The sequence below is a fragment of the Paenibacillus provencensis genome (genome assembly GCF_042678545.1).
Classification (GTDB): domain Bacteria; phylum Bacillota; class Bacilli; order Paenibacillales; family Paenibacillaceae; genus Paenibacillus; species Paenibacillus provencensis.
In genome coordinates this window covers 2,787,389-2,806,601 of record NZ_JBHTKX010000001.1, presented here as the reverse complement: position 1 = coordinate 2,806,601, position 19,213 = coordinate 2,787,389, and the positions used below count along the sequence as shown (strand labels likewise).

At 46.1% G+C, this 19,213-nt stretch carries 17 protein-coding genes and 5 tRNA genes; 15 read left to right on the top strand and 7 right to left on the bottom strand.

Annotated features, from left to right (window positions below; translation table 11 throughout):
* Positions 1 to 14: 14 nt before the first annotated feature.
* Positions 15 to 299: a phage holin family protein gene (locus ACFQ3J_RS13605; RefSeq protein ID WP_091153814.1), complete on the top strand. Its 285-nt coding sequence runs from the start codon at positions 15 to 17 to the stop codon at positions 297 to 299.
* Positions 300 to 461: 162 nt separating this feature from the next.
* Here the strand turns inward: ACFQ3J_RS13605 and ACFQ3J_RS13600 are convergent, their stop codons facing one another.
* Both ACFQ3J_RS13600 and ACFQ3J_RS13595 read right to left on the bottom strand, forming a co-directional pair.
* Positions 462 to 2,210 carry a glycine betaine ABC transporter substrate-binding protein gene (locus ACFQ3J_RS13600; RefSeq protein WP_091153817.1) on the bottom strand — a complete coding sequence of 583 codons (1,749 nt, stop codon included), beginning with the start codon at positions 2,208 to 2,210 and terminating at the stop codon, positions 462 to 464.
* Positions 2,203 to 3,408 (bottom strand): quaternary amine ABC transporter ATP-binding protein, encoded by a 1,206-nt coding sequence (locus ACFQ3J_RS13595; protein WP_251582120.1) that lies wholly within the window; start codon positions 3,406 to 3,408, stop codon positions 2,203 to 2,205. Before ACFQ3J_RS13595 ends, ACFQ3J_RS13600 begins: the two co-directional genes overlap by 8 nt.
* 424 nt (positions 3,409 to 3,832) lie before the next feature.
* Between ACFQ3J_RS13595 and ACFQ3J_RS13590 the strand changes: the two genes are divergently transcribed.
* From ACFQ3J_RS13590 to ACFQ3J_RS13560, 7 genes are all read left to right on the top strand, one after another.
* On the top strand, positions 3,833 to 4,396 hold the full coding sequence (locus ACFQ3J_RS13590) for a GbsR/MarR family transcriptional regulator (protein ID WP_091153821.1): 564 nt from the start codon (positions 3,833 to 3,835) through the stop codon (positions 4,394 to 4,396).
* Positions 4,397 to 4,570: 174 nt separating this feature from the next.
* Positions 4,571 to 5,803: an outer membrane lipoprotein-sorting protein gene (locus tag ACFQ3J_RS13585; protein ID WP_251582118.1), complete on the top strand. Its 1,233-nt coding sequence runs from the start codon at positions 4,571 to 4,573 to the stop codon at positions 5,801 to 5,803.
* 279 nt (positions 5,804 to 6,082) lie between these two features.
* Positions 6,083 to 7,279 (top strand): alanine racemase, encoded by a 1,197-nt coding sequence (gene alr / locus ACFQ3J_RS13580; protein WP_251582116.1) that lies wholly within the window; start codon positions 6,083 to 6,085, stop codon positions 7,277 to 7,279.
* 227 nt (positions 7,280 to 7,506) lie between these two features.
* Positions 7,507 to 7,788, top strand: coding sequence for a CopG family ribbon-helix-helix protein (locus ACFQ3J_RS13575; protein ID WP_047912143.1), 282 nt, complete (start codon positions 7,507 to 7,509; stop codon positions 7,786 to 7,788).
* A 3-nt stretch (positions 7,789 to 7,791) separates the two neighbouring features.
* Positions 7,792 to 8,142 carry a type II toxin-antitoxin system PemK/MazF family toxin gene (locus ACFQ3J_RS13570; RefSeq protein ID WP_047912142.1) on the top strand — a complete coding sequence of 117 codons (351 nt, stop codon included), beginning with the start codon at positions 7,792 to 7,794 and terminating at the stop codon, positions 8,140 to 8,142.
* Positions 8,143 to 8,394: 252 nt separating this feature from the next.
* Complete coding sequence (locus tag ACFQ3J_RS13565; RefSeq protein ID WP_251582745.1) at positions 8,395 to 10,584, top strand: alpha-galactosidase; 2,190 nt, start codon at positions 8,395 to 8,397, stop codon at positions 10,582 to 10,584.
* A gap of 572 nt (positions 10,585 to 11,156) precedes the next feature.
* Positions 11,157 to 13,346 (top strand): Tex family protein, encoded by a 2,190-nt coding sequence (locus ACFQ3J_RS13560; protein WP_251582744.1) that lies wholly within the window; start codon positions 11,157 to 11,159, stop codon positions 13,344 to 13,346.
* A 73-nt stretch (positions 13,347 to 13,419) separates the two neighbouring features.
* On the opposite strand, the gene cmpA is transcribed toward ACFQ3J_RS13560, so the two are convergent.
* The gene (gene cmpA, locus ACFQ3J_RS13555) at positions 13,420 to 13,566 is read right to left on the bottom strand and encodes a cortex morphogenetic protein CmpA (protein ID WP_091153829.1); all 147 of its coding nucleotides are present in this window, start codon (positions 13,564 to 13,566) and stop codon (positions 13,420 to 13,422) included.
* A 179-nt stretch (positions 13,567 to 13,745) separates the two neighbouring features.
* Entirely contained in the window at positions 13,746 to 14,099 is a 354-nt protein-coding gene (locus ACFQ3J_RS13550; RefSeq protein WP_251582114.1) for a hydrolase/acyltransferase, read from the bottom strand.
* Positions 14,100 to 14,218: 119 nt separating this feature from the next.
* Here ACFQ3J_RS13550 and ACFQ3J_RS13545 point away from each other — a divergent pair, with 119 nt between their 5' ends.
* From ACFQ3J_RS13545 to ACFQ3J_RS13535, 3 genes are all read left to right on the top strand, one after another.
* A complete protein-coding gene (locus tag ACFQ3J_RS13545; RefSeq protein WP_170862335.1) occupies positions 14,219 to 14,689 on the top strand; it encodes a SprT family protein in 471 nt (156 codons plus the stop codon).
* A gap of 43 nt (positions 14,690 to 14,732) precedes the next feature.
* Positions 14,733 to 14,808 (top strand) — tRNA-Asn (locus ACFQ3J_RS13540).
* A 1-nt stretch (position 14,809) separates the two neighbouring features.
* Positions 14,810 to 14,898 (top strand) — tRNA-Ser (locus ACFQ3J_RS13535).
* A gap of 266 nt (positions 14,899 to 15,164) precedes the next feature.
* Here ACFQ3J_RS13535 and ACFQ3J_RS13530 read toward each other — a convergent pair.
* Positions 15,165 to 16,043 (bottom strand): Cof-type HAD-IIB family hydrolase, encoded by an 879-nt coding sequence (locus tag ACFQ3J_RS13530; protein WP_251582743.1) that lies wholly within the window; start codon positions 16,041 to 16,043, stop codon positions 15,165 to 15,167.
* A 2-nt stretch (positions 16,044 to 16,045) separates the two neighbouring features.
* Positions 16,046 to 16,819 carry a DeoR/GlpR family DNA-binding transcription regulator gene (locus ACFQ3J_RS13525; protein ID WP_091153838.1) on the bottom strand — a complete coding sequence of 258 codons (774 nt, stop codon included), beginning with the start codon at positions 16,817 to 16,819 and terminating at the stop codon, positions 16,046 to 16,048.
* Positions 16,820 to 17,057: 238 nt separating this feature from the next.
* On the opposite strand from ACFQ3J_RS13525, the gene ACFQ3J_RS13520 reads away from it, so the two are divergent.
* The 3 genes from ACFQ3J_RS13520 (at position 17,058) to ACFQ3J_RS13510 (ending at position 17,477) form a co-directional block, all read left to right on the top strand.
* A tRNA-Glu gene (locus ACFQ3J_RS13520) sits at positions 17,058 to 17,129 on the top strand.
* A 178-nt stretch (positions 17,130 to 17,307) separates the two neighbouring features.
* Positions 17,308 to 17,383, top strand: a tRNA-Lys gene (locus ACFQ3J_RS13515).
* 11 nt (positions 17,384 to 17,394) lie between these two features.
* Positions 17,395 to 17,477: transfer RNA gene (locus ACFQ3J_RS13510), tRNA-Leu, on the top strand.
* 213 nt (positions 17,478 to 17,690) lie between these two features.
* Here the strand turns inward: ACFQ3J_RS13510 and ACFQ3J_RS13505 are convergent.
* The gene (locus ACFQ3J_RS13505; protein WP_091153841.1) at positions 17,691 to 18,533 is read right to left on the bottom strand and encodes a DegV family protein; all 843 of its coding nucleotides are present in this window, start codon (positions 18,531 to 18,533) and stop codon (positions 17,691 to 17,693) included.
* A gap of 257 nt (positions 18,534 to 18,790) precedes the next feature.
* On the opposite strand from ACFQ3J_RS13505, the gene ACFQ3J_RS13500 reads away from it, so the two are divergent.
* Positions 18,791 to 19,171 (top strand): helix-turn-helix domain-containing protein, encoded by a 381-nt coding sequence (locus ACFQ3J_RS13500; RefSeq protein WP_091153843.1) that lies wholly within the window; start codon positions 18,791 to 18,793, stop codon positions 19,169 to 19,171.
* Positions 19,172 to 19,213 lie beyond the last annotated feature (42 nt).

The following is a 19,213-nucleotide window of genomic DNA, read 5'->3' as shown; positions in this document are numbered from 1 at the left end:
GGGGGCGGCCCTTAGTGGAATGGAGCGCGATATGGGAATTGATCGATCCAAGATTGATCGGAGTCGTGGCGGCATGCTGGGTGGTAGGGTATATTCTGAAGTCAACTCCATCCTTCCCTGACTGGACGATTGTTTATGTCATAGTCATTGTTGCTGTCGGTTTGAGTGTATGGATACTGGGCCTATCGCCCGACTCTGTCATACAAGGTGTTCTTGCAGGAGCATTCTCGGTATATGGACACCAGGTTGTGAAGCAGACAAAAATTGCGAGAAGCACGACGCCTGGGGAGAAAACATAGCAGATAGAAAAACAGCAAATAGCAAGATGCAAGAAGAATTGCTAAGCCCTCACCATTTGGACATCAAGATTATAATCTTGCGCCATGGAAATTCAGATCCGAAACAGAAAAGCCGCAGTGAACTAGGTATTCCCTAGATCACTGCGGCTTTATGCTGTCAGCTTACTTCAAATCTTCAATGGAATCAATGTCCATGTAAGCAGGTACGGTAAGACCCGTCTTGGCGCCTTCCAGGTTAACGCCTAAATCATCGATTTGATTCTTGTATTTCTCCAGGTAAGCAGCGGAGGTAACCGGCAGCCAAGCAGCAAGGGATGCATCTACATCTCCGCTGGCTACGCCCTGCCACATCGGTCCCATTTCAACCTGAAGTGAAGTGACATTATAACCGAGCTTCTCGGACAGAATGTAGTGGGCGAGGTTGGTACTCGCAATTTCGGAATCCCAAGCTACGTAGCTGAGCTTGATGGAATCACCATTAACCGGTGATAAACCACTTATCCATTCATCAACTTTATCCGGATGAGCTTCAGCCCATTCAGCTGCAGCCTCCTCAGCAGAATTGCCATCTTGAATGGCAATCATAATTTCACCCATGTCCTCAGGAGTCCATTGGAACCGATCCAGGAACTCATAAGCGGTCGGAAGGTCTTCTTGAAGTCCTTTGCGTGCTACGGTATGAATTTCTTCTGCTTCACCGTAAGACTTCTTCGGATCTTCTAAGTATTTCAGATCATATTTGTTAAACATCCAGTGAGGGGTCCAGCCGGTTACAATAATCGGCTGTTCATTCTGGATTGCTCTCTCCAGCATGGCGGTCATCGCTGAACCGGAGCCTTCGACAAGCGTCCAATCCGTCAGCTCATAATCTTCAATTGCTTTATTGGTGGATGCCATAATGCCGGCACCCGGGTCAATTCCGATAATCTCATAGTTTACTTCCTCACCAACACTGCCGCTGGCGGTAGTCCCGCCTGTATTCGATCCGCCGACAAAATATTGGGAGAATCCCGCAATCAGTACAATAGCTGCTGCAGCTGAACCGATCCAGACGCGCTGCTTGGAAGTAAGACGGCTTTTCTTCTTTTGTCCTGGCTTCCCGACCAGGTTCTGTGTAAAGCGGTCAAGCACAATGGCGAGCACGACGACTACGAGTCCCGCTTCAAAGCCCTTACCAATCTGAAGCTGGCCTACCGCACGGTATACTTCTGCACCAATCCCTTGTGCACCGATCATGGAAGCAATAACGACCATGGACAGTGACAGCATGATGGTCTGGTTAACACCGCTCATCAGTGTAGGCATGGCAAGCGGGAGCTGAACCTTTAACAGCTTCTGGCTTGAAGTTGAGCCAAATGCATCTGCAGCCTCAACCAGCTCTTTCGATACCTGACGAATACCGAGATGGGTCATTCGAATCGTAGGCGGTATGGAGAAGATAACGGAAGCAATAACACCCGGTACAACGCCTAGACTGAAGAAGGTTACTGCCGGCAGCAGGTATACGAAGGCAGGCATTGTCTGCATCAAGTCTAGAATCGGTGTAACGATCCGCTCTATAGAACGGCTGTATGCAGACAGAATTCCAAGAGGAACCCCGATCACAATAGATATAATACCCGAGGTAACGACAAGTCCAAGTGTATCCATGGACTGCGGCCAGTAGCCCAAGTTATAGATGAGCAGGAAGCCCAGTACAGTAAACAGGGCGAGCTTCCATCTACCAAGCAAGTAAGCAAGGGCCCCAATAATGATAATGAACAGAATTGGGTGCGGGAGCATGAACAGCCCTGAGAAAAATCCAACGACACTTTCAATAACTGTTGAAATGAGACGGAAGAATCCGGCAATGGATACATTCAGCCAATCAACTATGGCATCAATCCACTCCGCAATAGGTAATTTAGGCATTTATAGATTCCTCCTTCGTTGCAGACACTTCTCCGCCGAGCGCACCGAGGAGTGCACCTCGGACAATAACGCCTTCCAATCTTCCGTTCTCATTCACGACAGCGAGCGGAACCTTCGCTGAGCTTGTGATTTCGAACAGTTCATTCATAAGCGTTTCCGGCGGTACTTGAGGTCCATCGGTTATCAGAATATCCTGAATGGTTTGTCCATCCTTGGATGCGCGGGCAGCATCCTCAGCGGTAATAACACCAAGCAGCATCTTCGAACGATCGATAACAAATAGGTTGGATATCCCTCTCTCACGCATCAGCTCAAGAGCAACACGAGGTCCGCGGTCCAAAGTAATGGTCTCCGGTCTGCGCATGACATGAGCAGCAGTCAGGACCTTGGACAGATCCACATCTTCCACAAATCGTGCTACGAAGGAGTTCGCCGGTTGGATCATGATTTCTTCCGGTGTTCCAATCTGTTCTACTGCACCGTCTTTCATCAGTGCGATTCGATCCCCGATGCGGAGCGCTTCATCCAGATCATGTGTAATGAAGACAATGGTCTTCTTCATCCGGTCCTGCAGCTCGAGCAGCTCGTCCTGCATATCACGGCGAATCAGAGGGTCAAGTGCACTGAACGCTTCATCCATGAGCATCACTTCAGGATCATTGGCAAGCGCTCTCGCGAGACCAACACGCTGCTGCATACCACCGCTCAGCTCACTAGGCAGCTTGTCTTCCCAGCCCTTGAGACCGACAAGTGCCAAGGCCTCTTTCGCTTTTTCAGAACGAATGGATTTATCGACTTTTTGAATTTCAAGTCCATATTCTACATTATCAAGCACCGTACGGTGAGGCAGAAGCGCAAAGCTCTGGAACACCATGCTGATTGTTTTCCTTCTAACTTCACGAAGCTGTTCTTTGTTCATCTTGCGAAGATCCTTGCCATGAACGAGGATTTCACCGGAGGTTGGTTCAATCAAGCGATTTAGCATTCGTACAAGGGTAGACTTCCCGCTGCCGGACAAGCCCATGATGACGAAGATTTCTCCCTGCTTAATTTCCATATTGACTTGGTTCACACCAACAGTGATTCCTTTTTCTTTGCCCAGCCGTTTCTTATCCCAGCCTTGACTGAGAAGCTTTGCGCCTTCGCTTGCGCCGGGACCAAACAGCTTGCTGACGTTTCTGACTTCCAGAATGGTCATAGGTACACTCCTTTATATTTAGCTTGCAGAGCGATGTGCAGCTCTTTGAAGCTCGTTTTCTGAACATAAGCCTTTGCCAGTGTAACAAATAAAATGTATAATTTCAAACGAACGTTCAGAACGTAAAGTATGTACAGAAAATACTGTACAAAGTTTAAAGTGTTGGTGCATCAAGGGAAAACGGTATTTTTGATGTCAATCTAGGGCCGTGGTTTCTTTACTTTTAATGATGCTTTTTCTAAAATAGATCATGTTATCTGAACAGACACTTTGTTTATCTTTGAGATCTAACGATCTGCCTTTGGTAGACAATTTGGCGAATATATTTTGTCCTGATTGGATTCAGTTTATGACGGTGAGAAGATAAGACCTCTTATCTTAACTATCTTTAGTACCTGACGATTTAGAATGGGAGGTTGCAAGCATGAGCTTGGACCAATTAAATGAACAGCAGCAAGATAAACTAATGAATATTCGCAAGCGGGTAATCCAAACCGTTGGTAAAAATATGGACTTGTATGGACTCAGCTCCTCTTCCGGGCACTTATATGGATTGCTTTTTTTTGCCGATAAACCCATGACGCTGGATGATATGGGGCGAGAGATGGAGATGAGCAAGACCAGCATGAGTACAGGAGTCCGTAATCTCCTTGATATGAAGATGGTAAACAAGGTATGGAGCAAAGGTTCCCGCAAAGATCAATATGAGGTTGAATATGACTGGCATCAGACATTTACGGACTATTTTGCTATCAAATGGAGAAAAGCAGCGGAGAGTAATCTGCTCTCTTTCAAGAAGGCCATTGAAGAGATTGAGCGCATGCTGAAATCGAATGAGGATGATGAAGCTCTGAAGGAGGTCCTGGCCCAGGATATGGAGAAGATGAAGGCGGCTGTTGCTTATTACAAATGGTTGAATCGTCTCATTGATACAATGGAATCGGAAAAAATCTTTGATCTGGTTCCTAAGGAAGAAGATCTCGAGTAGCAGCATGCTGCAATCATAGAGCCTTAAGGGGCTCTTTTCGTATTATTAGGTCAGCCAGAAACTTCTGGTTGGCCTATTTTTCTTTATGCTTGTCAGGCCAGTCTGCATAAATCGAACAAGTCCCTCATAGACATGTATCAATCAGTTGAAATCAGTGTTAAAGGGGATGATGTCATGCGCCGGATATCATGGGTCCTAGCCATGGTTCTGTGCTTTTCAGGTCTGCTTGCGGCTTGTGGACCAAAGGATGCAGATTCAGTAGTCAAGGATTTAAACGAAGTCGTGGGTGGTCTTGAGAGTTATCAGGGATCGGGTGTAATGACCTTCTATTCAGGAGAGACGCCTCAGGAGTACAAAGTTGAAGTATGGCACCAAAAGCCTTCGTATTACCGTATTGCCCTGACGAATGCCAAGAAGGACATCACACAGATCGTGCTGCGTAATGATGATGGTGTATTCGTCCTTACACCAAGTCTGAACAAGAGCTTCCGCTTCCAAAGCGACTGGCCGGATAATCAAGGTCAAGTGTATCTGTACGAAACACTGGTACGCAGCATTATTGGAGACAACACACGCCAATTTGTCGATGAGGAAGAAAGCTATGTATTTGAAGTCGCTGCCAACTACAATACCCATTCACTTGTACGCCAAAAAATTTGGCTGAACAAAGCAGACTATGCGCCGAAGCAGGTATCTGTATCCGATGCCAATGCGAAGGTCGTGGTGGATGTGAAATTTGAGAAATTCGAGTTTGGTACCAAGTTTGAGAAAGAAGCCTTTGATATGCAGAAGAATATGTCTGTAAATACAGGGGAAGGCCAAGCGCCTGCCGAAGGCACAATTACCGAGCCTAGCGAGAGCGGTGAAACTGTACCGCAAGTAAACGAGGAGGTTGCGACACCTGAGAACAATGTGGGAGAGGCTGATCCGGAAACAGAATCAAGAACTCCAGAGGCCAATGCGCCGGGTGCTGAGGTCGACAGCGAGCAGACACCGGAAGGGGATTCAGCAGAGGCGCCAGAGAGCACCGATGAAACGACAGGAGCAATCGAAATTCCTGAACTTGGAGACTTCGGTGTGATCGAGCCTACCTATCTGCCGGAAGGTGTGGATTTCAAAGGTGAGCCGACCATTATGGAGACTGAAGAAGATTACGCGGTTATGCTTCGATTTGAAGGAACATATAATTACACCATTATCGAAGCAAGACCGCAGGACCGCGCATCTTCATATGCGGTAACAAGCCCGGTCGATCTCGGATTCACGATTGGCATGATTACCACTGAGCTGCCGAGGACCCTGACCTGGTTTGATGAAGGAATGGAATACAGAATTACGAGTGATGATCTGCCAGAATCCGAAATGGTGAAAATCGCTGCTTCAATGCAGGATCAATCGGGTAAATAATTTGGCAAAATCTGCTTAATGACTGAGAACCAAATCATTCTATATAGAATATAATGAATTAGCCGTTATTTATGGATGTCTTCCGTAAAATAACGGCTGTTCGCCTCTTTTTGGACGGATCTATGATTTTTATCTGCGGAAGTATTGGGTATGTTATGAGTGTATTCTCTTTTTCAAGTTCCATAATTAGAAACACCTGTATTTGACAGAGGTCTCCCTGTTTTATACGATAAGACTTATTGCTGAAGTGGAAATGTAAATCAGGGAAGGTGACTGCGGGTGCAAGGACAGTATCGCCCGACCCAAGCTGAAATCAACTTGGATCATTTAAGACATAATGTTGATGGTTTTCGTAAGGTATTGCCAGAAGGGGTGCTCTTCAGTGCATGTGTGAAGGCTAACGGCTATGGCCATGGAGCAGTGGAAATTGCAAAAGAGCTGGAAAGGCTGGATGTGGACTATCTGAATGTCGCATTCCTGGATGAAGCGCTTGAGCTGAGATTGGCAGGTATTCACGCACCGATTCTAGTCATGGGATATACACCGCCTGAAGGCATTGAGGTTGCTTATAAGCAACAAATTACGGTTACAGTGTTTAGTGAAGAGGTGCTGCAGAGCATTGAAGCTCTGGAACCTATCGCCAAGAATGCTCATCAAGGTAACCCATTGAAGGTCCATCTTAAGATTGATAGTGGAATGGGCCGAATAGGTGTCATCACAGCGGAAGATGCTGAATACTATGCTCAGCGATTGAGTCGTTTGTCTTATGTCATGCTTGAAGGGGTATACACCCATTTTGCCAAAGCAGATGAAGAGGATAAAGCCTATACACTTATACAGTACCAACGATTTATGGATGTGGTGAGTGCACTGCGAAATCAGGGCTACAGCATCCCGATCATACATACAGGGAATAGTGCAACTGCGATTGATACGCCGACGCTTAGTCTGGACATGGTTCGAGTAGGCATCAGCCTATATGGACTATATCCGTCAGCCGAGGTGGATCAGCATGCGGTTCACTTGCTCCCAGTGCTGACACTTACGACGAAGATTGTATACGTAAAAAAGGTTCCTGAACACTGGGGTATTAGCTATGGAACAAGATACTACTCGTCCAAGAACGAGAAGATTGGAACCTTGCCTATTGGTTATGCAGACGGTTTTTCACGTATGCTCGGCGGTAAGGTAGAAGTATTAGTACGCGGGCGCCGCGTTCCAGTCGTTGGTACGATCTGCATGGATCAGTGTATGGTGTCATTAGAAACGTTAAGTGAGGAACAGGAAGATATTAAAGCAGGTGAAGAGGTTGTTATCATCGGTCAGCAGATGGGCAGTACCATTAGTGCCGACGAACTGGCCTCCAAGCTGGGTACCATTAATTATGAAGTGATCTGTATGCTGGCGAATCGAATTCCACGTGTGTACATGAGGTCCGGTCAAGTCATATCTCGAGTAAACTCGCTCTTATCCTAAAAATTTCCGGAAATTTTTCGCTTTAGAAAAGAGGATTTTCGTCTAATGTCCGCGAAAAGTGTAGTTATTCGCAAAATGGATGATGTACGTATGATATCATACCGTTTATAATGAGTAATGCATAGTTGATATACGCGGGGCATATATATCCTCTTGTATAAATTTCCTTAAATAACGTTATACTGGTTCACAGTGGCGTAAGGTTTTGTGTGGGGGTGGAAGAGAACTTGACCAATGTACAGAACACCAAACGGATTATGATTAGTTTGCCGGATCATCTCTTACAAGAAGTGGATGGTATTGTAGCAATGGAGAATTCGAACCGCAGTGAATTCATCAGGCAAGCCATGAAGCTGTACTTAAACGAACGGAAGAAGCGTTATATCCGGGAGTCGATGCAGCGAGGTTATATGGAAATGGCCAAGATTAATTTGACCATGGCTTCCGAAGCTTTTCACGCGGAGGATGATGCAGACAGCACTCTGGGCCGCTTAGTGAGCGGGGTGTAAACATTGATCGTTAAACGCGGCGACGTTTTTTTTGCGGATCTTTCACCCGTTGTCGGTTCCGAGCAAGGGGGAGTCAGACCGGTGCTTGTGATCCAGAATGATATTGGCAACCGTTTCAGTCCTACTTGTATCGTTGCGGCCATCACGGCTCAGATTCAGAAGGCGAAGCTGCCGACCCACGTGGAAATTGATGCAGAACTGCACGGTTTTGATCGGGATTCTGTTGTGTTGCTCGAACAGATCAGAACGATTGACAAACAGCGTCTGACTGACAAGATTACGCATCTGGATGATGATACGATGAAGCTTGTTGGTGAAGCTCTACAGATCAGTCTGGGATTGATTGATTTTTAATAGTTGTTCGAGTAAAGAGAGTGCATGGTCTTATATAGGCCGTGCACTCTCTTTTTTTGCAGGCAATATTAATGGATTGGTACATTTTTTGGTTGAAGACTCTAACAAGAGACGAAGATAATTCATTGCATTCCGCTCTATAGAAATCTATACTGATGAGAGAAAAAAAAGACGTCTCATGTTGTTGAAAGCGCTATTATTTTTCCGGATGATAGATCATACGCTGGAAACCAGGAGGCCATGGAGGGTAATATGGGGATTTTCTATACCGAGGAAAAGCGATTATTTCATCTGCAAACCGTAGAAGCAAGTTATGTATTTCAAGTAATGCCTACAGGACATTTGACCCATCTGTATTATGGAAAAAAACTGAGACACGGTGATTTAAGCTGGCTTCAGGTGCGTCAGGAGCGCTCCTCCTTCAGCCCGAATCCAGTGCCTGAGGATCGGACGATATCGTTTGATACGCTGCCACAGGAATATCCGGTATACGGCACGAGTGACTTTAGAAATCCGGCGATTCAATTGAAACAAGCAAACGGTTCCACCGTAACCGAGTTCTTATATACAGGCCACAGTATTGTGCGCGGCAAGCCGCAGCTTGAGGGTCTTCCGCAGTCCTATGTAGAACAAGAGGAGGAGGCAGACACTTTAATTATTCAGCTGGAGGATGCTGTTGCTGGAATCAAGCTTGAACTTAGCTATACTGCCTACAATAACTACAATGCCATTACCCGCTCTGCCCGAATTACCAATACAGGAGAGACGACCAGCGAGATTTTACGTGCGCTGAGCGCAAGCATTGATTTTCCTCATGCCGATTATGAATGGCTTCAGTTATCCGGTGCTTGGGTTCGGGAGCGGGAAATTATACGCAAACCACTGACGGTGGGCACGCAAAGTGTCGAAAGCCGCCGTGGATCCAGCTCACATCAGCAGAATCCATTCGCAGCGCTTCTTACGCCTGGAGTAACGGAAGTGTCCGGTGAAGTATTTGGTTTCAGCCTTGTGTACAGTGGAAGCTTTGTTGCAGCGGCAGAAGTAGATCAGTTCAAGACGACGAGATTGTCCCTTGGCATTAATCCTTTTGAATTCGGGTGGCAGCTCACGCCCGGAGCGTCGTTCCAAACACCAGAAGTCGTCATGGTATATTCTGATCAGGGCCTTGGCGGCATGTCACGCAGCTACCATGCATTGTATCGTGAGAGATTAGCCCGCGGGAAGTTCAGAGATCAGCAGCGTCCAATTCTGGTCAACAACTGGGAAGCGACGTATTTCAATTTCAATGCGGACAAGATTGAGAGCATTGCAGCAGCCGGCAAAGAGCTGGGCATTGAATTGTTCGTCCTGGATGACGGCTGGTTCGGTCATCGTGACAGTGACAACTCTTCACTAGGGGATTGGACTGTCGACAAGAAGAAGCTGCCTGATGGACTCGATAATCTGGTGAAACGTGTGACCGATACCGGAATGCAATTTGGTTTGTGGTTTGAACCGGAGATGATCTCCCCAGACAGCGATTTGTATAAAGCGCATCCGGACTGGTGTCTGCATGTACCGGATAGACGCCGGACAGAGGGCAGACAGCAGCTGGTGCTCGATATGTCACGGAAGGATGTACAGGATGAGATCGTACGCATGATTTCGGACATTTTATCAAGTGCACCGATAACTTATGTGAAGTGGGATATGAACCGGAATATGACCGAAATTGGTTCTGCACAGCTTCCTGCGGAAAGACAGAAGGAGACGGCACATCGCTATATGTTAGGTCTATATGATGTAATGGAACGCATCACATCTGCTTTCCCTGACATTTTGTTTGAGAGCTGCTCCGGCGGCGGCGGACGTTTTGATCCGGGGATGCTGTACTACATGCCACAGACCTGGACGAGCGATAATACCGACGCGGTATCCCGTCTTCGCATTCAGTATGGTACAAGCCTTGTCTATCCGATAAGTGCGATGGCTTCGCACATCTCGGCTGTACCTAACCACCAGGTAGAGCGTACGACATCACTTGAAACTCGCGGTAATGTCGCAATGTCAGGCAATTTTGGCTATGAGCTGGACCTGACCAAGTTCACAGATGAGGAGAAGTCAATTGTAGCTGCACAAGTTGAACTATATAAGGAAATTCGCGAGCTTGTACAATTCGGTGTGTTCTACCGGTTGTTAAGTCCCTTCGAAGGAAATGAAACGGCTTGGATGTTCGTATCCAAGGACGGCACCGATGTGGCTGTATTCTACTTCCGTGTCCTTGCAGAGCCTAATGCTCCACTGGCCCGCCTCAAGCTGACCGGATTGGATCCAGAGCGTGATTATGCACTGGTTAATGGAGAAGGCGTATATAGTGGAGATGCACTGATGTATGCAGGAATTTCGGTGGGAAGCAAGAATGGGGACTTCCACAGCGAGCTTCATCGTTTCAAGAGAGTGTAAAGCCTTGAGTTAGACTTATATTGAACACAAAGGACTGTTTTGGTCATCACTTTGATGTGCCGAAACAGTCTTTTTTTATCTTGAAATTGGCTGTAGAGCGGGTCGGATGTGGAAATTAAGGTCAAGTTCTGTGATAATAAAGTATCATCATTCATTTACGGATGATAAAATCATTATTTAAACACCAAAAAATAAAGAGAATGAAGCGGGGAACAAACCGACTTCTACTAACCTTGGGATTTATGCAAAATCCTTCACCTAAAAAATATGTGCAGTATATAAAAAATAAAAATTGGACGGCGCGATATTTTTTGGAGGACTCATCAGCAATACACGGAGCGCTGCGGAGCAAGTGAGAATGGGCTGTAAGAGCGAATGCGTTCGCCATTGTTCTTAGAGTTGAACCTTGTTAGGTCTTATTAAATCGTATAACTCTATGAACAACAGCGATGGGAAGACCATACTCACAGGCGCAGCATTTAGCTTCGTGCGTTTTCTCTGATGTCTCCAACTCAAGATCGCCCCAGGTAATCCTACAGGAAAGAGGGATTTTTTTGACGGAACCAACAACGATGGAAGTAAATGAAGAACAAGTAAAACAGGAGCGTGAAGAGCGAATTGTTAAGCAGGTGGCGAAGGAGCTGTCGCTTACAATCAAGCAGGTTAGAACAACGGTTGGCCTTCTGAACGAAGGGAACACGATCCCCTTCATCGCCCGTTATCGTAAGGAAATGACAGGTGAACTGGATGAGAACGTATTGCGGCACATCGAAGAGCGTACGATTTATCTGCGTAACCTGGAGGACCGCAAAGTAGAAGTCATCCGAATTATTGATGAACAGGGTAAGCTTACAGCAGAACTTTCCACAGCCATTACCGAAGCGGTGAAGCTTCAAGAGGTAGAGGACCTGTACCGGCCTTATCGTCAGAAAAGAAAGACCCGTGCCAGTGTTGCCAAAGAGCGAGGTCTTGAGCCCTTGTCCGAATGGATATGGAATCAGCCCAAGCAGGGGAATGTGCTTGATGAGGCAGCGAGCTATGTAAATGAGGAGCTGGGCGTAGAGAGCGCAGAAGCAGCACTAGCAGGAGCACTGGATATTTTGGCTGAAAATATTGCTGACGATGCGGAAATTCGCAAATGGGTTCGCCGTTATACTCTGGACCATGGAGTGCTTACTTCCGAGGCGAAGGATACAGAAGTCGAATCCGTGTATGAGAACTATTACAGCTATCGCGAGCTGGCCAAAAAAATGCCGCCACACCGCATTCTAGCTATTAATCGGGGAGAACGGGAGAATATTCTCAAGATCGGTCTAGATGTTAATGCAGAACCGGTGCATAACTATATTGGACGCCAGATTCTGAAGCCGTCTTCGGTCGTAGAGGAGCAAATCCGGTTTGTTATTGAGGATGCCTACAAGCGTCTGATTGCTCCTTCCATAGAGCGAGAGGTAAGAGCCGAGCTTACGGAAAAAGGGGAGAACCAGGCGATCTCAATCTTCTCTGGTAACCTGCGCAGTCTGCTTCTGCAGCCGCCGATCAAGGGCAAACGTGTGCTGGGAGTCGATCCTGCTTACCGTACAGGCTGTAAGCTTGCGGTTGTGGATGATACCGGTAAATTGCTGGAGGTGGCTGTCACCTATCCAACACCGCCAAACAATAAGAAGCAAGCAGCGAAAGAGAAATTTAACGAGCTGATCCACAAGTATGATATTGAGCTGATCGTGATTGGTAACGGAACGGCTTCTCGCGAGACGGAACAATTCGTAGCCGAAGTTATTCAAGATCTTGAAGCCAAATCTCTCGCTTATCTGATCGTTAACGAGGCAGGTGCCAGTGTATATTCTGCTTCCAAGCTGGCTCAAGAGGAGTTCCCTGACCTGGATGTTGCAGAGCGCAGTGCTGCCTCGATTGCCCGCCGTGTACAGGATCCGCTCGCAGAGCTCGTCAAGATCGATCCCAAGGCCATTGGAGTGGGGCAATATCAGCATGACGTCTCCCAGAAGCATCTGGAGGACAGCTTGAAGGCTGTTGTTGAATCTGCAGTTAACCATGTAGGCGTAGATGTAAATACGGCTTCTCCTTCCCTGCTGTCGTATGTGGCAGGCGTTAATTCAACGATCGCCAAAAATATCGTGAAGTTCCGAGAGGAAAACGGCAAATTCACTTCACGCAAGGAGCTGCAAAAAGTACCTCGTCTAGGAGCGAAGACCTTTGAGCAATGTGCAGGCTTCATGCGAATCTCTGAAGGAGTTAACCCGCTGGACCGCACCGCGATCCATCCAGAATCCTATGCTGTTGTGGATCGGCTCTTCCAGGAGCTGAAGGTGGACCTGGACAAGCTTGGCAGTGAAGAGCTTGCACAAATGCTGGATGAGCAGCGGATCGAAGAGCTTGCAGGCAAGTTAGAGGTTGGTGTGCCTACACTGCGAGACATCATGGATAGTCTTCAGCGTCCGGGCCGTGATCCGCGGGACGAGCTGCCACTACCCATCTTCCGTACTGATGTGCTTAAGATTGAAGATTTGGAAGCGGGAATGGAGCTGCAGGGAACCGTTCGGAATGTGATCGACTTCGGGGCTTTTATTGACATTGGAATTAAGAGTGATGGGCTGGTCCATATTTCGCAAATGAGTGAAGGGTTTGTTAAGCATCCGATGGACGTTGTTTCTGTAGGAGACAATGTGACGGTATGGGTACTTAGTGTCGAGCTGAAGAAAGGCCGAGTAGCACTGACCATGAAGAATCCGAATAAAGCTTAAATCGACGCAGACGCATGAATAAAAAGCAGCCGGTGAGCTCAAGCAAGAGAGGCTCATCGGCTGTGTATTAATATTAGAGCCTGGAATTATTGGTCTCTATTCCTCCAGTATTGCCCGGACGGTTGCGATAGAAGAACCAGCATTCGTTCAACAGCTTAATTTGACGACTGTCCTTTTTGTGGAACGCACGCATAAGTTGGTTACTGAGCCACTGTGGCAAGGGAATCCCTCCTAACACCCGTTAACATCTGTACGTTAGCATATGGGGGAAACGCCCGATTAGTGCAGGTCTACATCAAATAACCGTTCTAGACAGATAGGCTAAAGAAGACATCGGTCATTTCTTTAGTTCGATCTGCAGAACGGTTATTTTTTCATTTCTAGTTCACGATAAGTTGATTAGATCAGTTCTTCTTCCTCATACCATTGTTCGAGCTGAGCCTGAAGGGCGCGAATCTCTGTTAACAGGGCTATCAGGGGGTAATGCTCTTCTTTGACAGAAGCAAAGGATTGCTCCAGCTGGTTAATATAATCGAGACCGCCTGTGATTGCGTGATGCTCTTCCAGCAAATCCAGCTGGTCGCATTCAGCAATGGCTCTTGGTAATCTTGGAACAGCATCTGCTGTAAGCTTGCTGATCTCCTTATGGAGGCGCAGATTCAGAGCACTGAGCTGATAGGCATAATCAGATGGCATTTCTACAAATTCGAGCTGATCAGCATGTTGCAAAATGATGTAGCGCATCTTGGACATAACGATGATTCTCCCCTTTTGGTCGTCGTTCTTAAACGTTCCTTGACAGTGTATCCCAAGGTATAGTTACAATCAAGTAGAAACGATGCACGGAAGTGAGCTGAATAAGAGTGAATCTAATGACAAACGAAGAACTACAGGCTTGGATTGAGCGAATATCTATGGATAGCTTCGGTGTGCCTTTTCGGCATGAGGCTGTCTTTAACAAACGCTTGACGACAACAGGCGGCAGATATATGCTGCGCAGCCATCGTATTGAGATTAATCCGCATCAGTTGGCGGTGCATGGTGTTGATGAGGTAGAGAAGATTATTAAACATGAACTATGCCATTATCATTTGCATATCCGTGGAAGAGGCTATAAGCATCGTGATCCCGAATTCAAACAGCTGTTAGCTCAAGTAGGAGGGAGCAGGTACTGCCAGGGCTTGCCCGGCGGTAAAGCTCGCAGAACACTTCCCTATAAATATGAGCTGATCTGTCAGAGCTGCTCGCAGGTGTACAAGCGTAAGCGTAAAGTGGATGTTCGCAAATATCGCTGTGGACGCTGCAGTGGCAGGCTCAAATTATCGGAGCTGGCGAAGGCTTGACTCTCGCCTAAACTTTTGATAAATTATTAATTACAGCTGACGTTCCCTGATAGCTCAGTTGGTAGAGCACTCGACTGTTAATCGAGTTGTCACAGGTTCGAGTCCTGTTCGGGGAGCCATGGAGAGATACCCAAGTGGCTATAAGGGGACCCTCTGCTAAGGGGTTAGACTGCGTAAGCGGTGCGAGGGTTCGAATCCCTCTCTCTCCGTCATAAAGAATAAAAGAAGCCCGTGAGGGCTTTTTTTTGATTTATGACTTGAAGATGGGATGAGAACCCATAGGGGTTCGCCGGAGCTTAAGCTTCGATAGGTAAACATCGCAGTCTCGACCGAAGGGAGAGTATCCCTCTCTCTCCGTCATAAAGAATAAAAGAAGCCCGTGAGGGCTTTTTTTGATTTATAGAACATGAAGGATGATAGGCGAACCCAAGGGTTCACCATTTTGTTGTGATAGAGCAGCCTTAGTAATATCAAATTAAGATAAGGATGACTCCAAATTCATGCCGGCCAGCTTACGTTCAATAGCGTAGGCAACGCCATTCTCAATATTGGTAAGTGTAACCTCTTTGGCGATAGCCTGAATGTCCGGGTGTGCATTGCCCATCGCGACGGAGCAGCCTGCAATGGTAAGCATGGATACATCATTATTGCTGTCTCCAATAGCCATTGTATTTTCCAGCGAAATGCCGAGCCTAGCAGCCAGTTTCCTCAGCGCATTTCCTTTAGAAGCATCTGGATGCTCAACTTCAAAATTGTGATCTGCTGAAATGACCATTGTCACCTCTGGATTATTCCGAAATTTCGCACGTCCGAGCTCAAGCTTCTGTTTATCAAAGGAAAGAGACAAGATATTATAAATTTCCGCATCCTCTGGAATGCTGAGATAAGAAGGGATACGCACGATACCTGTTTGTTCATATTGCTTCTCTGCCATACGGAGCAGGCGGTCCAGACTTTCTTCCGGATTCGCGCTTAAGGCCCGGTCAATTTCTATAGACATGAGCTGATGGCCTTCATTTGGCGAGTAAATCGCTTGGTCAGTGAGGACTTCATAATAGAACTGGTTCTGATCAAGCCATTCCAGCACGGACATGGCTGTATTTCTATCCATTGGAATGGATTCCACTCGGTTTGAATTCTCATCATGCGTTGTAGCTCCATTCGCGCCGATAACCGGTGTATTGATTCCAGCTTCTTTACATATCGCTTTGACGTCAGCATGAGCTCGCCCTGTGGCAATCGTGACGTGTACACCGAGGTTTTGAGCTTTGCGGATAGCATTTGCATTTTCTTCACTAATCTTACTGTCACTGTTTAGCAGTGTTCCGTCCAGATCTATAGCAATAAGTTTAATCATTATATAACCTCCTGATCGTCGTCGGGAATTAACACTTCGACCTGATTTTTTTTGAAAAAATCGAGCATTTCTTTGTCTGGAGAACGATCTGTAATAATGATGTCGACCATGCTCCAATCTGCGAATCGGTAAAAATAATTACGCCCGAACTTCGAGTGATCCGCGAGCACAATGACGGTATCGGCTTGTTCCATCATCTTGAACTTTACCTTACCTTCTTCATCACCGGAGCTCATGCCATCGGTTGTCACACCACCTACACCTATAAAAGCCTTCTCGACATGATAGTTGGATAAGGTTTCAATGACGGAGGCGCCATAGACATAACGATGCTCTTTATGCAGTATTCCTCCCAGGAGCCTGATCTGAATGAAATCTTTATCTGATAGCAGGTCTGCTGAGTTAATGGAATTCGTAATCACGGTGCAATCTTGTGGATGTAAATATTCGGCACAGGCCTGAACTGTAGTTGAGGAGTCCAGAATGATCCGATCTCCCTTGCGTACTAAAGCAGCGGCTAGACGGCCGATCGCCTTTTTCTCATCCGACACCGTAATCAGACGGTCCTTATAATTTTTAAATTCCTGAATCGGGGAGGGGAGCAGTGCGCCTCCTCTGGTGCGTACAATGAGATCCTGCTCTTCAAGCTTGATAAGATCTCGTCTTGCTGTATCCCGGGACACGTCAAAGATCGAGCATATATCTTCTATGGAGATTCGACCTGACTTGGCTAGATGATCCATGATAAGCTGCATGCGTTCTTCCTGATACAAGCGGATACCTCCTTACGTTGATGCATCGTTATAAGTTATTTTAAGTCAAGTTAAGCAATTATGCAACAAAAATGACTTACCAAGCTTGTTAACATGCATTATTCTGCATCAATATGGAAAAATATAGAGAATAATTTTGATTTATAATTTTTTTGTTTTTTTGAAAAAAAAGGGCTTGTCAAATGCTTTATTTATTTGATATACTCTAAAAGTCGCCAATGAGCGATCGAGAAATTAAGGCCCGTTGGTCAAGGGGTTAAGACACCTCCCTTTCACGGAGGTAACAGGGGTTCGAATCCCCTACGGGTCACTTTAAACTTTAGCTTCGATTGGGGATGAGAACCCATAAGGGTTTGTCGAAGCATCAGCTTTGGGAGGATTGCATCGCAGTCTCGAACGAAGAGAGAGTATCCCCTACGGGTCACTTTAAATTTATCCAAGCTTTATGTACCTCGCATAGTGGCATACAACATTGGATTACACAGCAAGAGCCATTAGCTCAGTTGGTAGAGCACCTGACTTTTAATCAGGGTGTCGAAGGTTCGAGTCCTTCATGGCTCACCAGTTTAATATTTGCGGTCGTGGTGGAATGGCAGACACGCTATCTTGAGGGGGTAGTGGGTGTATACCCGTGGAGGTTCGAGTCCTCTCGACCGCATCCTAACTAGTGAAGGAGTCTTACGTGTTTATACGCGTAAGACTCTTTTTATGTTCTGTCGATGCTTATTGTATTGTATATACAAGCTTGAACCAAGTGCTTACTGCTAAATCGTACATCGAAAAAAGGACTATTTCTTGATGCGTCGTAGCTGCCTCAAGAAATAGTCCTTCTCTTATCTTAACTCGAATAATAGATTAGTTCCGGTTGAGCTTACCCGCAATAATAAACAAAGCCGATTGCTCCTACACCGGTATGCGTACTAATAATGGGAGAGGTATAGCTGATATCAACATCCTTATGACCTGTCAGATCCAAGATCGCCTGCTTCAGCTGCTCTGCCAATTTATGACCTTCTGCATGGGCGATTCCTACTTTATGAATGGTCTTGCCTTTCACATCTTCTGCAAATTGTTTAGCCAAATGTCTGACGATTTGGGCGTGACTGCGCAGATTGACGACAGGTGTATATTTTCCCTCTGACAGGGTAGCTATCGGTTTAATATGAAGCAGAGAGCCGATGAGACCCTTGCTCTTGCCGATACGCCCGCCCTTCACGAGGTTCTCGAGGGTATCGACTGCGACAAATAGCTTTGTCTGATTGCGGATTTCGGTAATCCGATCGACAATCTCAGAAGTCGTCTTACCTTCTGCGGCCCATTCTGCTGCTTCAAGCACCTGAAACGAGAGACCCTTCGAAATGTATTGGGAATCTATAACGGTTACTTTGGCACTGGACATCTCGGCAGCCATTTCTGCTGAGCGTACCGTGCCGCTTAAGCTGCCTGTCATGTGAATAGATATAATTTCATAGCCTTCTTCATGAAGCCTGTTGTAACGCTCCAAAAACTCGCCAGCTGAAGGCTGAGAGCTCTTTGGCAGCTCACTGCTTTGCTTCATTTTTTGAATAAATTGTTCCGGGGTGATATCGATCCCATCGATATAGTTTACACCATCAATAGAAAAGGAAAGAGGCACCACTTCGATGTCATGCTTCTGAATGACGGATTGAGGTATATCCACTGTAGAGTCCGTCACAATCTTAATTTTCTTCATTCATTCACTCCTTATGCCAAAATCCAGACAGATCTATGTGTTTCACGTGATTCAGCTTATCCTAAAGTTCGAATAGGCGAAGTTGTTTAGCACTTTGGCTCAATCTATCTGGACATTTATATTAGTATATACGAGCAGGCATATTAGGTTCAAATGGAAGGCTGAGGATGGAATCTGTGTGTGATATAATATGGAATTATTGTGAATTTTATTTACAAAATCAACTACATAATGACATAACTGGAAGGCGGTCTTTTATGAATTCGATTTATTCACGAATTGAGGAATTGATTAATAAACGAGGGATGACAAAAAAAGCCTTCTGCGAGGAACTCAAGATTAGCACCGGGAATCTGGGTGACTGGAAACGGGGAAAGTCCGTACCAAGTACGACCAAGCTGATTGAGATTGCTGCCTTTTTTGATGTCAGTCTGGACTGGATCATGGTCGGGAGAAGTAAAGTGATCATTAAAGAGCAGAATATGACTTATAAGACAGGAGATTATCCAGAAGGGCATACTGACAGTACAATTTCAGAGTTAACGGTAAAGGAGCAGGAATTCATTAAGGAATATATCGAATTCACCCGTTATCGGAAGCAGAAGCGAGCTGACATAGGCACTGACGAATCTTCTTGAAAATAATATTAATATATTATACATAACAGGCCATGATTTGCT